Source organism: Bacteroides sp. 90-K9/2 (assembly GCF_047310725.1).
Lineage (GTDB): Bacteria > Bacteroidota > Bacteroidia > Bacteroidales > Bacteroidaceae > Bacteroides > Bacteroides vicugnae.
In genome coordinates this window covers 267,986-284,494 of sequence record NZ_JBCGVL010000006.1, presented here as the reverse complement: position 1 = coordinate 284,494, position 16,509 = coordinate 267,986, and the positions used below count along the sequence as shown (strand labels likewise).

The 16,509-nt window shown below is 40.6% G+C and carries 9 protein-coding genes and 1 pseudogene; 6 read left to right on the top strand and 4 right to left on the bottom strand.

What is annotated here, in order from left to right:
* Positions 1-15 precede the first annotated feature (15 nt).
* From AAHJ11_RS15620 to AAHJ11_RS15595, 6 genes and pseudogenes are all read left to right on the top strand, one after another.
* Positions 16-1,167, top strand: coding sequence for a glycoside hydrolase family 130 protein (locus tag AAHJ11_RS15620; RefSeq protein ID WP_148365639.1), 1,152 nt, complete (start codon positions 16-18; stop codon positions 1,165-1,167).
* A gap of 14 nt (positions 1,168-1,181) precedes the next feature.
* Positions 1,182-4,109, top strand: a complete 2,928-nt coding sequence (locus AAHJ11_RS15615) for a glycoside hydrolase family 2 protein (protein ID WP_148365637.1) — start codon at positions 1,182-1,184, stop codon at positions 4,107-4,109.
* A 12-nt stretch (positions 4,110-4,121) separates the two neighbouring features.
* Entirely contained in the window at positions 4,122-5,225 is a 1,104-nt protein-coding gene (locus tag AAHJ11_RS15610) for a glycoside hydrolase family 105 protein (RefSeq protein WP_148365636.1), read from the top strand.
* A gap of 172 nt (positions 5,226-5,397) precedes the next feature.
* A complete protein-coding gene (locus AAHJ11_RS15605; RefSeq protein WP_148365634.1) occupies positions 5,398-7,431 on the top strand; it encodes a hypothetical protein in 2,034 nt (677 codons plus the stop codon).
* A gap of 31 nt (positions 7,432-7,462) precedes the next feature.
* A pseudogene (locus AAHJ11_RS15600) lies at positions 7,463-8,451 on the top strand (glycoside hydrolase family 43 protein).
* A gap of 84 nt (positions 8,452-8,535) precedes the next feature.
* Positions 8,536-9,927 (top strand): FAD-dependent oxidoreductase, encoded by a 1,392-nt coding sequence (locus AAHJ11_RS15595; protein ID WP_148365632.1) that lies wholly within the window; start codon positions 8,536-8,538, stop codon positions 9,925-9,927.
* Between the two features lie 468 nt (positions 9,928-10,395).
* Here the strand turns inward: AAHJ11_RS15595 and AAHJ11_RS15590 are convergent, their stop codons facing one another.
* From AAHJ11_RS15590 to AAHJ11_RS15575, 4 genes are all read right to left on the bottom strand, one after another.
* Positions 10,396-11,949, bottom strand: coding sequence for a sensor histidine kinase (locus AAHJ11_RS15590; protein ID WP_148365630.1), 1,554 nt, complete (start codon positions 11,947-11,949; stop codon positions 10,396-10,398).
* A gap of 97 nt (positions 11,950-12,046) precedes the next feature.
* Positions 12,047-13,585 carry a YifB family Mg chelatase-like AAA ATPase gene (locus AAHJ11_RS15585; protein ID WP_074558049.1) on the bottom strand — a complete coding sequence of 513 codons (1,539 nt, stop codon included), beginning with the start codon at positions 13,583-13,585 and terminating at the stop codon, positions 12,047-12,049.
* A 13-nt stretch (positions 13,586-13,598) separates the two neighbouring features.
* The gene (locus tag AAHJ11_RS15580) at positions 13,599-14,669 is read right to left on the bottom strand and encodes a TlpA disulfide reductase family protein (RefSeq protein ID WP_148365628.1); all 1,071 of its coding nucleotides are present in this window, start codon (positions 14,667-14,669) and stop codon (positions 13,599-13,601) included.
* Between the two features lie 112 nt (positions 14,670-14,781).
* The gene (locus AAHJ11_RS15575) at positions 14,782-16,476 is read right to left on the bottom strand and encodes a tetratricopeptide repeat protein (protein WP_167511802.1); all 1,695 of its coding nucleotides are present in this window, start codon (positions 16,474-16,476) and stop codon (positions 14,782-14,784) included.
* Positions 16,477-16,509: the final 33 nt, after the last annotated feature.

The window sequence follows — 16,509 nt, the reverse complement described above, 5'->3', positions numbered from 1 at the left end:
TAGAAAAGGAATAGGATGAAACTAAAATTGAAACTTATTATTGGTGTAGTCGGTGTATTATCTGCGTGTGGATTTACTAATGCACCTTCTTTGGATATTAATCAGGAGGAACAGGATAATAATTGGATGCTTGGTCCATTCCAACGCCCTGAAGGAGTTAATCCTGTTATATCACCGTTGCCGACAGAGTTTTACTGTCCGATGCGCAAGCAGCAAGTTAAGTGGGAGGAAAGTGACACATTTAATCCGGCTGCTACTGTAAAAGACGGAAAAATTGTCGTGCTTTATCGTGCAGAAGATAATTCTGCTCAAGGTATAGGTAAAAGAACTTCGCGTATCGGCTATGCTGAAAGTAAAGATGGGATTAAGATGAATAGACTGGATAAGCCGGTACTTTTTCCTGGCGAAGATAATTTTAAGGATCAGGATTGGCCCGGTGGTTGTGAGGATCCTCGTGTGACTATGACTGAAGATGGACTATATGTGATGCTTTATACGGCATGGAATCGGAAAAAAGCGCGTCTTGCAGTAGCTACCTCCCGAGACCTGAAGAACTGGACAAAACATGGACTTGCTTTTGATAAAGCCTATAATGGTCGGTTTAACAACCTTTTCTGTAAATCGGGGTCTATTTTAACAAAATTGAAAGGAAATCAATTAGTCATCGATAAAGTTAATGGTAAGTATTTCATGTATTGGGGAGAACATGCTATATATGCTGCTACTTCTGATAACTTGATAGATTGGTATCCTATCTTGGATGAAAAAAATGAGCTAATGAAGATCATACAACCGCGTAAAGGGCATTTTGATAGCCTGTTGACAGAGTGTGGACCTCCGGCAGTTCGTACCAAGCATGGTATTGTTCTTATGTATAATGGTAAGAATAGTGGCAGTACTGGAGATCCCGACTATCCAACCAATGCGTATTGTGCCGGACAACTTTTATTAGATGGTGATGACCCTTATAAAGTATTGGCTCGCTTGGATAAACCCTTCTTTGCTCCAGAGGCTCCTTTTGAGAAGAGTGGACAATACAAGGATGGAACAGTATTTATTGAGGGACTTGTTTATCACAAGAAGAAACTATACCTTTATTATGGATGTGCGGATTCGCAAGTGGCAGTAGCTGTATGTGATGATGTAAAGAAATTGAAAACTAAATAGTAGATTATAAGACGATGAAAATAAGGCTGAATACATATATTGCTTGTGTAATTGTTTTTCTGTGTGCTTCTACAGAATGCATTTATTCACAAAAATTAAAATGGAATTTTGGTTTATCCCGTAAACAGAGTTCCGAAGTGATACCTCATTCAAAACATTCATTTCAGACAGCTAAGCCTAAAAAGAAGGTGGTAGAACCCGGAGAATTGAGTCCGCTTTCTGATTGGGAATATCAACTTTCCAAAGGTTGGGAGATGATAGAAGGATATAAAGCTCGGGCAGCTGAAAAATCGGTATTTGCACAAGATTTAGATACAAGCGAATGGTATTCGGCAACAGTTCCCGGTACGGTATTAACTACATTGGTGGATCAGGGAGTATACCCTGATCCCTATTGGGGGCTTAATAATCTGTTGATTCCCGATACACTTTGCCGGATGGATTGGTGGTATCGAAATTCATTTAATATTTCCCGTAATAGCAAGGGAGAAAAAGTAAAATTGATTCTGAATGGAATTAATTATAAAGCGGAGGTATGGTTTAATCATCAGTTATTAGGGACCATGACGGGTGCTTTTGAAAGAGGAATCTTTGATATAACTCGTTGGGTAGATTATGACAAAAAGAATCTGTTAGCCATCCGTATTCTTCCGCCTAATAATCCCGGTATTCCTCATGAGGCAAATAAGAAAGAAGGAATTGGTCCCAATGGTGGGGCATTATGTTTAGACGGTCCTACTTTTATCTCTTCGGAGGGGTGGGATTGGATTCCTGGTATACGCGACCGAAATATGGGGATTTGGCAGGATGTCAGAATAAAATTTGGCAATGAACTCGAAATTGTTGATACGCACGTGATTACGGATCTGCCTTTGCCTGACACTACTTCTGTTAATTTTATTGTTAATACGGAGATTTATAATTCTTCTAAAACTGCGTGTACTGCTGATTTGCATTTTAATATTGGCGGAGTATCTGCCATTTATCCGGTTTCTTTGAATGCCAATGAAAAGAGGATGATTAAACTGACTCCTCGTGAGTGTAAGGTATTGCAAATGAAAAATCCACGTCTTTGGTGGCCCAATGGATATGGAGAACAGTATTTATATGATGCATCTTTAAGTCTGGTCTCGTCAGGTAAGGACACACTTGATGTTAAGAAGATGCGTATCGGTATCCGTGAGCTGGAGTATGAATTGTCTGCATATGAGGATAATTCTCCTGTAGTGCGGTTAAACTATAATCCGACTGCTGCTTTGCAGGATGGAAAACCAGTTTTTGATGCTGTGAAACGCAAAAGAACGGATAGTAAGGTTCGCTATACGAATTATGATGGAGAATTTGTACCGAACTTATTGAAACCGGTATCTTCACAGGGAATAGAGTTAATAAAGGATTCGCTGATGAAAGAATATATGGTGATAAAGGTGAACGGTCAACGAATCTATTGCAAAGGAGGTAACTGGGGTATGGATGACGGTATGAAGCGTGTTTCCCGGGAGCGATTGGAACCAGCTTTGAAGTTGCATAAGAATATGAATTACAATATGATTCGTAATTGGACGGGTGAGAGCACGGAAGAAGTGTTCTATGAACTTTGTGATGAATATGGCATGTTGGTGATGAATGACTTTTGGCTTTCAACAGACGGATTTAATCTTAATCCATTAGATTATCGTCTGTTCATAAGGAATGTGACAGAGACAGTACGTCGTTTCCGTAATCACCCTTCCATTGCTTTATGGTGTGCACGTAATGAGGGGTTTGCTCCGAATGAACTTGAATACATGTTGGCTGCTACTTTGGCTAAAGAAGACCGTAGCCGGCACTATACAGGAAATTCTCGTTCATTAAATAGTTCAGGAAGTGGGCCTTGGCGTTATCAATATGATGCCGGATGGTATTATCGTTCTTTGGCTGGTGGTTTCCGTTCAGAAGTGGGTACTCCTTCGTTACCAACGGCTGAAACCATTCGTGAATTTATGGCGGAAGAGGATACTTGGCCTATCAGTGATGTTTGGTATTACCATGACTGGCATAACCATAGATATGGTGACAAGACTTTTAGTGAACTTTATAAGGAAGGGATGGATCGTAAACTGGGACCTTCCGATAACTTGGATGATTTTTGCCGGAAAGCACAATTGATTAATTACGAAAGTCATCGGGCTATTTTTGAAGCATGGAATAGCAAGATGTGGAATGATGCTTCTGGAGTGCTACTTTGGATGAGTCATCCCGCATGGCCTAGTATGGTTTGGCAGAACTACAGTTCGAATGGGGAAACAGCCGGTGCTTATTATGGCACGCAAAAAGCGTGCCGTCCTCTTCATATTCAGATGAGTCTTAATCATCATAAAGTAGATATTATTAATACTACGCTGAAGGAATATCGGAATTTGAAAGTGGAAGTTGTGGTTTACGATAAAGTAGGAAAAAAGATACGCTCCTCACAACAGAAGGTAGCTCATGTGAAAGCTAATGTACTGACTCCTGTAATACAATTAGAGGATATAAAAGGACTTCCTGATTTCTGCTGGGTAAAGTTGGTGTTGACAACTAATAGCGGAAAGTTGCTTGATGATAATGTTTATTGGCTCAATCAGAAGGAATGGGACGGAAAAGTCTTGGCTAATTTGCCGGTTTCTTCGGTGAATGTTTCGGTGAAGAACTTCACGAAAAAGGCTAACCATTATGAGGGCAGGCTTATTGTGAAAAATCCGGGGCAATACTTGGCTGCTGCAATAGCATTGACATTAAGAGATGCGAAAACTGATGCGCCTATTCGTCCGGCTTATTTTGATGACGGATACTTTTATTTGATGCCTGGCGAATCTAAAGAGGTCCGTTTCCAAGTAGACTGTAAAGAAGGTATTGATAAGATGCTTTTACGGGTAGATGGATATAATGTTGAATTGAAAGATATATTGTTGAATAATTAAAGACTAGGTGTTATGTATAAGAAGGTATTAATATTATTGTTTTTTGTTCCTTTTCAGTTGTTGTTTGCTCAAACAAGTATGTTGAAGGACTTTCCGGAAGGTTCTACTCCGGAAGAAATTGGTAAACGATTGGCATATCGCTTTCTAACCGAGAAGCATGCACTCCATATTGGAAAATGGATTGGTTATCCGGAAACATTTTATTGGAACGGGGCTTTGCGATATGCTTATCTTGCAAAAGATAAGGAACTTCTCAATCGTTTGCAAGATAAGTTTGAGCCTTTATTTACTGAAGAGAAGGCGTTGCAACCCATAATGAATCACGTTGATGTAAATATGTTCGGTAGCTTACCTCTTGAGTTGTATCTTGTGACAAAAGATAAGAAATATTGGTATTTAGGGTTGCCTTATGCCGATTCTCAATGGAAAGTGCCAGCAAACGCAAAACCGGAGGAAAAAGAATGGGCTGAAAAAGGATATTCCTGGCAAACACGTTTGTGGATTGATGATATGTATATGATTACAATCGTGCAGACTCGTGCTTATAAAGTGACGAAGGATAAGAAATATATCGATCGTGCAGCTAAAGAGATGGTGATGTATCTGGATGAACTACAACGTCCGAATGGCCTTTTCTATCATGCACCAGATGTTCCTTATTATTGGGGACGTGGAAATGGTTGGATGGCTGCAGGTATGACGGAGTTGCTTCAATGTTTGCCTAAGAATCATAAAGACCGTCCGCGTATTTTAGAAGGTTATCGGACAATGATGGAAAGTCTGAAGAAATATCAGAATCCGGAAGGTCTGTGGAATCAGTTGATCGACCAGTCTGATTGTTGGACTGAAACTTCAGGTTCGGCTATGTTTACTTTCGCATTTATCAAAGGGGTTAAGAATGGCTGGCTAGATGCAGAAGAATATGCTCCTGCGGCTCGTAAAGCATGGATGGCTTTAGTTTCATATCTTAATGATAAAAATCAGGTGAGAGAAATTTGTGTGGGAACGAATAAGAAGAACAGTAAACAGTACTATTATGATCGTCCGCGCCGTACGGGTGATTATCACGGACAGGGTCCTTATTTGTGGTGTGCTGCCGCTCTTATGGAAAAATAATCGTTTGGGTATGGGATCATAGTTGAGGCTTTGGAGAATTTCTGCCGATTTGGATAATTATTTCTATTTATAGCTCAATTTGTTTTATTCAATGTGGAGGATGTTCCCTAATTTTGCCTTAACAATTTAGTACAAATAGAATCAGGCAGGCTGATTCACATTAATATTTTATATGAGTCTGAAATATTTACTTTGTGGGATAGCTTTTGTAGCATGTGCTACTATTGCTAAAGCTTTTAATAATGTGCCGGAATCGATTTCGGCATCTATTTCCTTGAAAGTCCCGGGAAATAGCGCGAAATGTTATCCATTGACTTTTCAGAAGTCGCAGAATAATAACGGCACTTATTATTTGGAGAATTCGGAAAAAATACCGTTGACTGTGTCTCAAAACATAGTGGATGGTAACGATGGGATATGTATTAGTGTGTCTATCACTGCATTGGAAGATATTTACTTTAATTACAATCAGCAGGTGGCAACAGACTTCCGCCATAACGATTGCCTGTTCTATATGCCGGGATTCTGGTATCGGCGTAATCTGCGTTCGCCCAAAGAAGCCCCTTCATTCCATACTTCAGACAGTTGGATTGTAAGTGAGGACAGGTTAAGCGCACCTCTCACCGGGATTTTCTGTGAGAAGAAACAACGTTTTATGACTGTCAACAGATTGGATAAATTCGTAAATAACACGTTGGCTACTCATCGCGAAGGGGAGGTTATTCTTTCGGATAAGACTTCTTTGGGGTATACCGGATTTGAAAATAAGGATGGGGTTGCTACTCTTTCTTTCGGCTTTCCTTATCGGGAGGCCCCTAAAAGTTATATCCGTAAATTGACATTAGCTCCGGCTGTAACGGCTTATCAGCATCTTAGAAAAGGAGAGACGATTTTGTTGACTTGGCAAATTACTGAAGGTGAAGCAAAAGATTATTCTGATTTTGTGCGCCATACTTGGGAATATTGTTATGATACATATTTGCCCAAGCCTGTAGATGCTCCCTATTCAATTGAATATATGAAGCAGACTCTTAGCCAATTCTTTGTAAGTAGTTTTGTGGATAAATATCCGTTGGTATATAATTCGGGCATACATCTTAGAACAGATGCATGTACAAGTAATGGGCAGGCAGAAGTTGGTTTTATAGGACGTGTTCTTCTGAATGCATTCAATGCCTGGGAATATGGTTGGGAATGTAACCGGGAAGATTTGAAAGTTAACAGTACCAAAATATTCGATAGTTATTTGAAGAACGGCTTCACGGTAGCAGGCTTTTTTAAGGAATCGGTAAACTTTGATAAGAACTTTGAGGATCCTGTTCATAGTATCCGTCGTCAATCGGAAGGGCTTTATGCAATCTTCCATTTCCTGGCTTATGAAAAAGAAAAAGGGCGCAAGCATCCGGAATGGGAACAGCGATTGAAAAAGATGTTGGATATGTTTCTGCAATTGCAAAATGCTGATGGTAGTTTTCCACGAAAGTTCCGTGATGACTTTTCCGTTGTAGATAAAAGCGGGGGAAGTACTCCTTCGGCTACATTACCTTTAGTCATGGGATATAAATACTTTAAGGATAAACGTTACTTGGATAGTGCCAAGCGGACTGCGGGTTATCTGGAGAAAGAATTGATTTCTAAGGCAGATTATTTTTCATCTACCCTTGATGCAAATTGTGAGGATAAAGAAGCGTCACTTTATGCTGCAACTGCTACCTATTATCTTTCATTAGTTACTAAAGGGGAGGAACACAAGCATTATGCTGATCTGACGAAGCAAGCCGCTTATTTTGCATTATCGTGGTATTATTTGTGGGATGTTCCTTTTGCTCCCGGACAGATGCTGGGTGATATTGGTTTGAAAACACGTGGTTGGGGAAATGTTTCGGTAGAAAATAATCATATCGATGTGTTTGTATTTGAATTTGCCGATGTACTTCGTTGGTTATCGAACGAATATAAAGAATCCCGTTTCTCGGACTTCGCAGAAGTGATTTCAACCTCTATGCGGCAGTTATTGCCTTATGAAGGACACATGTGTGGCATTGCCAAAGTGGGTTACTATCCGGAAGTTGTCCAACACACCAGTTGGGATTACGGGAAGAATGGCAAAGGATATTATAATGACATTTTCGCACCCGGATGGACTGTTGCTTCTTTATGGGAATTATTTACTCCTGGGCGTGCCGAGATTTTCTTAGAAAAATAATTTAAATTGCTGGTATAGGGTCTCTTAAAGTATGAATAAACTCTTTTATTCGTTATTGTTCTATTGTTTATCCGTTTCCCTTTCATTAGAAAGGGAAACGGATAATTCGCTTTTATTCGAGCGAGCAAATGAGTCATCTATGTTGATAATAGAGGACCGTTTGCCTATTGCCGATCCTTATGTGTTGTTTTATGAGGATAAGTACTATGCGTACGGTACTCGCACAAATGGTTTTGAAGTTTATATTTCTGATGATTTAGAGCATTGGAGACGTGGGGATAGACTGGCTTTGTCACCGCAAGACTCTTGGGGAACAAAGTGGTACTGGGCCCCTGAGGTGTATTATATAGAGTCAGAGAAGAAGTTTTATATGTTCTATACGGTAGATGAGCATATTTGTGTTGCCACTTCTGATAGTCCGGAGGGGCCTTTTGTGCAGGATGAAAAGAAGCCGGTCAGAGAAGAAAAAGGCATTGATGCTTCGTTGTTCATGGATGATGATGGTAAAGCTTATCTCTATTTTGTTCGTTTTACAGGAGGCAATGTGATTTGGGGTGTGAGATGAACTCCGATTTGAAAAGTGTCAAAGAAGAGACTTTGAGAGAATGTATAAAGGCTGATGCCAGTTGGGAATTACAGCAGGCTAAAGTAGCGGAAGGTCCCTCACTTCTTAAAAGAAACGGGGTATATTATTTGATTTACTCTGCTAATCATTTCAGAAGTCAGGATTATGCAGTGGGATATGCAACAGCTACCTCTCCGCTAGGACCTTGGAAGAAATATGACGGGAATCCTATTTTGTGCAGAGATAAGGATGTGGCTGCAGGATTGGTTGGAACAGGGCATGGAGCACCTTTTTTATGCAGGGATGGAAGTTACAAATATATTTATCATGCTCATTCGAGCGTAAATCGTGTAGAACCACGTACCTCATATTTGAATGATTTGATTTTTGGAGATGATGGAGTGATTTCTATCGTGGGAAATGTCATTAAGCCTGTAGTAGAATCATCTGAATAAAGATTGTGCCGATAACTTAGCTTCTTTGATCTATCAAGAGCAGTAAGTTATATCTAAATACTATAAATAGACAAATAGATTATTATGACTTCAAGAAGAGATTTTCTTAAAAAAGCAGGGTTACTCACTGCATCTTTGGCTGTCCCCGCTCTTAATGCGCAAGGGGAAACAGTGCAATCTAAGATACGTTTAAAGAACACAAAGATTGCGGTGGATGATCGGTGGGATGTTATTGTAATTGGTGGAGGACCTGCTGGGTGTACTGCTGCGATTTCTGCAGCCCGGGAGGGAGCTAATACTTTGCTGATTGAGGCAATGGGACAACTTGGCGGTATGGGAACAGCAGGTATGGTTCCGGCATGGTGTCCGTTTTCTGATGGCGAAAAGATTATTTATCGAGGTTTGGCGGAAAAGATATTCGAGGCATCGAGAAAAGGAGTTCCTCATGAGAGAAAGCAAAAACTGAATTGGGTGAATATAAATCCTGAATATTTGATGCAGGTTTACGATCGGATGGTCGCTGAATCGGGGGCAAAAGTCCTTTTCTTCTCGAGGGTTGCTGCTGTTGAGATGTCAGCTGATGATACGGTAGATGCTATTATTGTAGCAAATAAATCCGGGCTTGTTGCATTCAAAGCAAAAGTCTTTATTGATGCGACGGGAGATGGAGATGTGGCTACTTGGGCAGGTGCTTCATTTAAAAAGGGAGGTGAGGATGGTATACTGCAAAGTTCTACTTTGTGCTTCTCGTTTGCCAATGTTGATAGCTATAACTACAATCTCATAGGTCCTTCATTGCATACGAGTAACAAAAATAGCCCTATCTTTGACGCGATTAGGTCCGGGAAATATCCATTGATAGGCAGACATTTCAATAGTAATTTGATCGGCCCGGATGTGGTACAATTCAATGCAGGACACATTGATAATGTTGATTCGACCGACCCATGGGCTACTACGCGGGCGATGGCTACCGGTAGGCAAATCGCTGAACAATACTTGGAGGCACTGAAAGAACTTCAGCCTAAAACTTTTGGTAGTGCTTTTGTTGTAAAGACTGCCTCTTTGTTGGGGGTTAGAGATAGTCGTCGGATTGAAGGGGATTATACGTTTACTTTCCAAGATTGGTTGGAGCGTAAAACATTTGAAGATGAGATCGGACGTAATTGTTACTATATTGATGTTCATAAACCGGGGCATAAAGAGACGCGTTACAAAAAAGGTGAATCTCATGGAATTCCTTATCGTTGCTTGACTCCTAAAGGTCTGAAGAATCTATTGACCGCCGGACGCTGTATTTCTACTGATGAAGAAGCTTTTGGAAGCTTGCGAGTGATGCCACCTTGTCTGGTGACTGGTGAAGCTGCCGGAATGGCTGCGGTACACGCTATTAAACAGGCAAAGAATGATGTTCATAAGATTGATGTCGGTTTTCTACGCAAAAGATTAAAAGAAGAAGGACAATACTTTTTATAAATATGTTAAGAACGATTTTTATAGGATATTCGTCTTGACAAATGCTTTTTAATGTTGTATCTTTGTAGTACGAGCTTTAATAAATAACAGATAAAAGAAGATGAAATAAATGACTTAAATGATATAATATTATAACAAATTCGGGCATGTTTCCTGATAAGTATCAGGAATGGTGTATCAGATATGGGCAAAAAGGCTGCAAATTTTATGAAATTTGCAGCCTTTTTGTTGTAAAAGATGGATTTGAAAACTTGGAAATCCGATTGCAGAGTTTTTAATAAACTCAGATACCATTTATAATAAACTGCTCAAAAGTTTATTAAAAACGTGAGATCCGTTTATATAGAAAATTGTTCATATTTTTATATGTTCTCAAGTTTGCGTTTAGAATATTCTTGGTTAAAGGTAACTATACTTAACAGACCAGAAAGTAATCAAATGAGGCAACAGCTTTCCTGTTGGCTAAATTTATACGTGAAGTTCCAGAACAAACCGTGCTCCTTTCGTGTAATTCGTATCCAGTGTCAGGCTTCCGTTCATCTTGGCAGCAATCAGTGAACAGATCGGTAATCCTAGTCCATCCCCTGTAGTCAGGTCTTTTACTTCTGTGAAAGGCTTAAAGAGATTTTCCTGTTGCTCTGCCGGAATTCCTGTCCCTGTATCCGTAACGATGAATTGGTGCGTGTGTGCTCCCCGTTTCTTGAATTCGAGACTGATACGACCCTGTTCGGTGTAGAAAGCGGCATTTTTCAGTAAATAGAGAAGAATGCGTTCCAACTGTTCCTTGTTTGTCTTTACCTGAAGTTTTGGTGCATTGACTGAAGATGTGACATCCGGTTTTATGTGTTCTTTGGCTCTATCCATCACATTTTCACAGAAAGTTCCCACATTGGTTTCACTTAGTTCATAGAACTCGGTTAGTGAGTTTTCCAAAGATGACAGTTCTTGAATATCATCACTGAATTTCTTCAAAGCTGCAACTTGTCCCTGCATTTGGGCAGCTTCTTGAGGAGCCTTCTGTGACAGTTCTTCGGCTGAAGTAGCCAGCGTATTCAGGGTAGGTTCCATTTGCGAAGATATATTCTGTATAAATTTGGTTTTTAGTTCATTGTGTTCATTGGCAATTTTCACGCTTTTCTTTAATTTACGATTGCCGGCGATGAATCGCAGCAATATCACAGCCAGTATTGCCAGGCCGGCTACCAATATAGCCACTAGCACACAGAGACTTATGATAATATACTGCTTGGCAGATAGTGAGTCGTCTTTCTCCTGTATGGTCAGTTGGCTTTCGTCATATTTTCTCTTCAGTACATTTAGCTCATCCTGTGCGGTTAACGTTTTTACAGAGTCTGTCCAGACAATGAAGCTTTCGTAAGTGCGTTCCATCAGTGGAGCATTGTTGCCTTTCCGTGCAATACTGATAAGGTTCTTGTAGCAATCGCTCACTTTGGCATAGTCTTTCTTTTCTTTATATTGGTTGATAAGTTTGCGGAAACAGGCATCGCCTTGTGTGTTCTGGTTGAAAGTATAATAATAGTTGGCTTTTGTATACAGCAGTGCCTCCGTTAGGGAGTCGTTCTTTGCAAGATTAGCTGTTTCTTCCAGTTTATCCAACTGTGTCTTTGCCTGTGCGGGGTTTTTCAGTGCGGTGTACATCTGCAATCGTTCCTTATTGATAAGGAAACGCAGGTCATAAAAGACTTTCTTTTTATTCTGTTCTCCGGTCCATAGAAGCTGCTCCATGTCACGGCAAAGCTCGAATCCTTCTTTATAGAAATTCTCTCTGACATATAAAGCATTGGCCTGAACACCACATTCTATTGCCTGTGGGTAGTTTTCGCGGGCGGCAAATGCTTCGTATGCTTTTTTGAATAAATAGCGCGCTTTGATATAATCTTTCTGTTTAAGGCTGCTCTGCGCTTGTTCCTTTAGCTCTGTAGCTCTGTCTTGGGGAGTTTGCGCAGAAGTCAGTATGGTGAAACAAAATATTATCAGGAGGCTTGTTATGGATGCTTTCATATTATTGCTTATTTGTTTGTCACAAATGTAAAACAAATATATGAAAAAAGGTAGCGTTCACGGTGAAATAATTTTTATCTGTTTATATTTACTGTGATTACCCTGCCCAGTTCTCTCTGTCGAGATTCCGATAACTGATGGCTTCTGCCAGGTGGCTGGGAAGTATTTGCTCTGTTTCTTCCAAATCGGCAATGGTGCGGGCTACTTTTAAAATCCGGTCATAGGCACGGGCGGATAAATTGAACCGTTCCATGGCGTTTTTTAATAACACAAGCCCTTTATCATCCGGTTGGGCATATGTTGCCAGCAATCTGCTGTTCATCTGTGCATTGCAATAAATACCCGTACATTCGGCATACCGTTTCTCCTGTATCTGACGCGCTTTTATTACTCGCTGCCGGATGATACTGCTCGACTCTCCCTGTCTTTGATCGGATATCTTGTCAAAGGGTACGGGAACTATCTCTATTTGAATGTCTATACGGTCTAATAACGGGCCGGATATCTTATTCAGGTATTTTTGTACTTGTCCGGGACTGCATACGCATGCTTTTGTCGGATGATTGTAATATCCACATGGGCATGGGTTCATAGATGCGACAAGCATCAGGTTAGCCGGATAACTAATGGTGCTTTTGATACGGGAAATGGTGATGTGTCGATCTTCCAGCGGTTGGCGCAATACTTCCAACACGCCCCTGTTGAACTCTGGTAACTCGTCCAGAAATAAAACCCCATTATGTGCCAGACTGATTTCTCCCGGCTGCGGGAAACTTCCGCCACCAACCATTGCTACTTGCGAGATCGTATGGTGTGGATCGCGGAACGGGCGTTGGGTAATCAATGAGGACCCGCGTTGCAGTTTTCCGGCAACCGAGTGTATCTTGGTCGTTTCCAGACTTTCCCCTAATGAAAGAGGGGGAAGAATGGACGGGAGTCGTTTAGCCATCATTGATTTGCCACTGCCTGGAGCACCTATCATGATTAAATTGTGTCCTCCGGCTGCTGCAACTTCCAAGGCTCTTTTCACGTTCTCTTGTCCTTTTACATCTGCAAAATCCAGGTCACTATGATTCTGTTGTTGATAGAATTCTTCCCGGGTATTGACAATAGTTGGTTCCAGTTCGCGTTCGTTGTTGAAAAACTCGATGACTTCTTTGATATTACTGACTCCGTATACTTTTAACTGGTTGACAACGGCGGCTTCCCGTGCATTTTGTTGGGGAATGATAAGTCCCTCGAACCCGTCTTCGCGGGCTTTGATGGCGATAGGGAGTGCTCCCTTGATAGGCTGGATACTTCCGTCCAGACTTAGTTCACCCATCAGTAAATAGCGGGAGAATTTCTCGGAAGAGATTGTTTCACTGGCACCCAGCAGTCCGATGGCAAGCGGTAAATCATAGGCTGAACCTTCTTTGCGGATGTCAGCCGGTGCCATATTGACTACTATATTGCTTGTAGGCATTTTATAGCCATTCACTTGCAATGCGGAGATAATGCGTTGATGGCTTTCTTTGACCGCAGAGTCCGGAAGGCCGACGAGATAAAACATACAGCCGCGCGAGCTGTTGACTTCGATTGTGATGAGTGTTGCATCAATCCCTTGAACAGCCGCTCCGAAAACTTTGATTAACACGTTTGCTTACAGGTTATTTTTTCTTTTTATTGTCTTGTTTTTCCTTTTCTTCAGCTGCTGTGACTACTTCTTCAATTTTCTTTTTCAGCTGCTCTCCTTTGAGGTTTTTTGCCAGAATCTTGCCGTCTGCTGCCAAAAGAATGTTGCTGGGAACTTGTTTGATAGCATATTGTTTGGCAACCTCGGAATTCAATCCACCAAAATCACAAACTTGTTCCCAATTTAGCGTATCGCGTTTAATAGCATCCTGCCATTCCTTCTTGTCCATATCAAAGGAGACTCCGAGCATAGCGATGTGTTTGTTCTTTTTGTACTTCTTATAAAGTTCTTTTAACTCGCTGTTGCTTTGATGATTGGAGATACTATCTGCCCATGAGGCCCAGAAGTTGATTAACAGATTCTTCTTTTTGAAATCTTCGGATGAACGGGTAATTTTCTCTCCTTTTATATTGGGCAGGCTGAAAAACGGAGCATATTTGCCTGTCTCTGTCTTTTCGGACAAGGAGATAGCTTCGTTCAATTTCTCGATATATAGCTTGTCTTGCAGTATTCCTGTCATGACTTCAATTAATTTCTTTATCTTGTTGAAATCAGGAGAGTCTTTCTGCACAAAGTATTTATCCAACAGGTAAAGACTGACAAAAGAAGAATGATGTATCCTGATGAATTCTTCCGCCTTTTGCTCTAAATCTTTTTCGGAAGGGTTGTTTAAACTACTCAGCTCTTTCTGAAAGGCTGTGAACTCTTCATTATATCTATTCCCGTTGATGTCCAGAAATTCGGGGTGGTCTATATTTCCTTTTATCTTGATTTGGTTTCCTTTATCGAGGAAGATCGGATATTCTATTTGGTTGTCAATCAGCAGATAGGCCGAAGTTATGGTATCTATGGAGGTGGTGTAGGAGAATTTGTCTCCTTTCGCGAAAATAGTATCTATCCGGTCAAAGGATTCGTCCATTCCGTACAGGTAGAGCGTATCTGTACCCAGTCCCTTGATTTCTCCGGTTATGCTTGTTTTCTTAGACGATTTGCCACAACCGCACAGACAGATGATTATGAGGATTAAAATGCTGCTCTTTTTCATTGCTTTGAATTCTTTTCTGCGAAAGTACGGTTTTTATGGATAAAAAAAAAGAATTGCCCGTCATTTATAATGACAGGCAATTCTTAATATTTAAAATAGAGTGGTAATTCTCTTATTTAATGATGCTCATGAAATCTGCATTTGTGAAGTATTTTGCAAATTCCAGGTCAGTAGCTGCTTTCTTAGCTAATGAAGAATCTTTAGCAACTGCGCTCTTCAAGCTGCTTGTTACCATAGAAGAATTGTTAGTTCTAGCACCTAAAACTGCCATCAAGTAGTCAGTGTAAGCATCCGGTCTTGTTACGTTAGCCAATGTGTTTTTAGCTTTGTTGTAGTCCTTAGCAAGGATTTGAGCCAAAGCAGCACTGTTAGTCTTAGAGTCACCGAATGAGTTAACTGCTCTTTCATATTGACCTTGAGCGATGTACAGGTTACCCATAGATTCGCCAAGTTCTTTTGTTCCGGCAGCTTTACCGAAGTATGCTTCTGCAGCAGTTTTGTCACCCTTCATCAAAGAGATCAAACCTAAGTTCATGTTAACTTCAGGAGTAGCATTAACGCTGGCAGCTTTCTTGAAGTAAGATTCAGCTTTGTCAATGTTACCAGCCTGGTAAGCTAATTTACCCAAGTTGTTGTAACCACGGTAATCGTTCGGGAATTGTTTGGTAGCTTGAGTATAGATAGCTTCTTGTTTAGCAGGATCGCTAGTCAGTGTAGCAGCATACAGCAATTCTTCTACATTCAGTTCAGAAGGATTAGAAGAAGCCAGTTTAGTGATTTCTTCGTCAGACTTACCGATGATTTCATAGTTCAAAGTCAAACGAGAACGACGCAACTGAGGAAGAATAGTGTTAGCCAATTCTTTGTATACAGCAGAGATGTTTTTGATTTCGCTTTCTCTTTGAGCAGGATCTTGGTACATTGCAATAACGCGGAGGATCAACTCTTTGTCTTGGATGTTAGATTTAGAAACTAATTCTTGGAAACCTTCCCAGTCCTGTGCAGTATATTTAGCATCGATCGGAGCGTCGATTTTTGCTTTCTTCAGGTCTTTGCTCAACAGCTTAGTTGTGTTGTCTTCGCGGTTTTCAGCAAGAGTTGTATTCAAGCTTACACCACCATCAGGAGAAGCGTATGCAGAAACTTCGATGTTGCTGATCTTCTTGTTAGCAGCTTCGTTTACGTTAGCTACTTCTTTGTTGAATTCCTTAGCAGTCTTCAATTCGCTGGAACGAATGTTAGCCTGTTGGATCAAGAACATGATGTTAGCATCGTGTTTTTCTTTAATGATACGTTGGAAAGCGTCTTCGCCCAATGCAGGGTTAGCGTTACCTAATGTATTGTTTACTAATTCAGAAGTAGAAATTACACCATCAGCAATTTTCACAGCAGGAATAGTAACTACTTTCTTACCGATAGTAGCTTTGAATTCCAGGTACAATTCAGACTTAGCCATTTCCGGAACATAGTCGAAAGAAGTTTTCATAGTGTAGCTACCGCCCATCTTGTAAGAGATAGACTGGTCGTTACCTTCCACTTTTTCACCTTGGAAAGTAGCTGGTTGGCCTTTAGCTTCGCCGCCATTCCATTTCAAAACCGGAGTAACTTCTACAACCGCTTTCTTGTTGAAATACTTTTCAGGAAATTTACCATTGATGGTCGCAGGAACTTTACCACCTACTGCCTCCAGCACTTGCGGAGTAACAGTGAAGTAATCAGCTGATAATTCACCCATTTTTTTGCTGCAAGAAGAGAATAATGCAACAACCATTGCCATGAGTAAAGGCAAGTACAACTTCTTAGTCATTTTAGGTATAAATTAAATGTTTGTAATTGAAAT

Coding starts and splice junctions, on each gene's coding strand:
- AAHJ11_RS15605 (WP_148365634.1), top strand. CDS start 5,398: ATGAGTCTGAAATATTTACTTTGTGGGATAGCTTTTGTAGCATGTGCT.
- AAHJ11_RS15575 (WP_167511802.1), bottom strand. CDS start 16,476: ATGACTAAGAAGTTGTACTTGCCTTTACTCATGGCAATGGTTGTTGCA.
- AAHJ11_RS15595 (WP_148365632.1), top strand. CDS start 8,536: ATGACTTCAAGAAGAGATTTTCTTAAAAAAGCAGGGTTACTCACTGCA.
- AAHJ11_RS15620 (WP_148365639.1), top strand. CDS start 16: ATGAAACTAAAATTGAAACTTATTATTGGTGTAGTCGGTGTATTATCT.
- AAHJ11_RS15615 (WP_148365637.1), top strand. CDS start 1,182: ATGAAAATAAGGCTGAATACATATATTGCTTGTGTAATTGTTTTTCTG.
- AAHJ11_RS15610 (WP_148365636.1), top strand. CDS start 4,122: ATGTATAAGAAGGTATTAATATTATTGTTTTTTGTTCCTTTTCAGTTG.
- AAHJ11_RS15590 (WP_148365630.1), bottom strand. CDS start 11,949: ATGAAAGCATCCATAACAAGCCTCCTGATAATATTTTGTTTCACCATA.
- AAHJ11_RS15580 (WP_148365628.1), bottom strand. CDS start 14,669: ATGAAAAAGAGCAGCATTTTAATCCTCATAATCATCTGTCTGTGCGGT.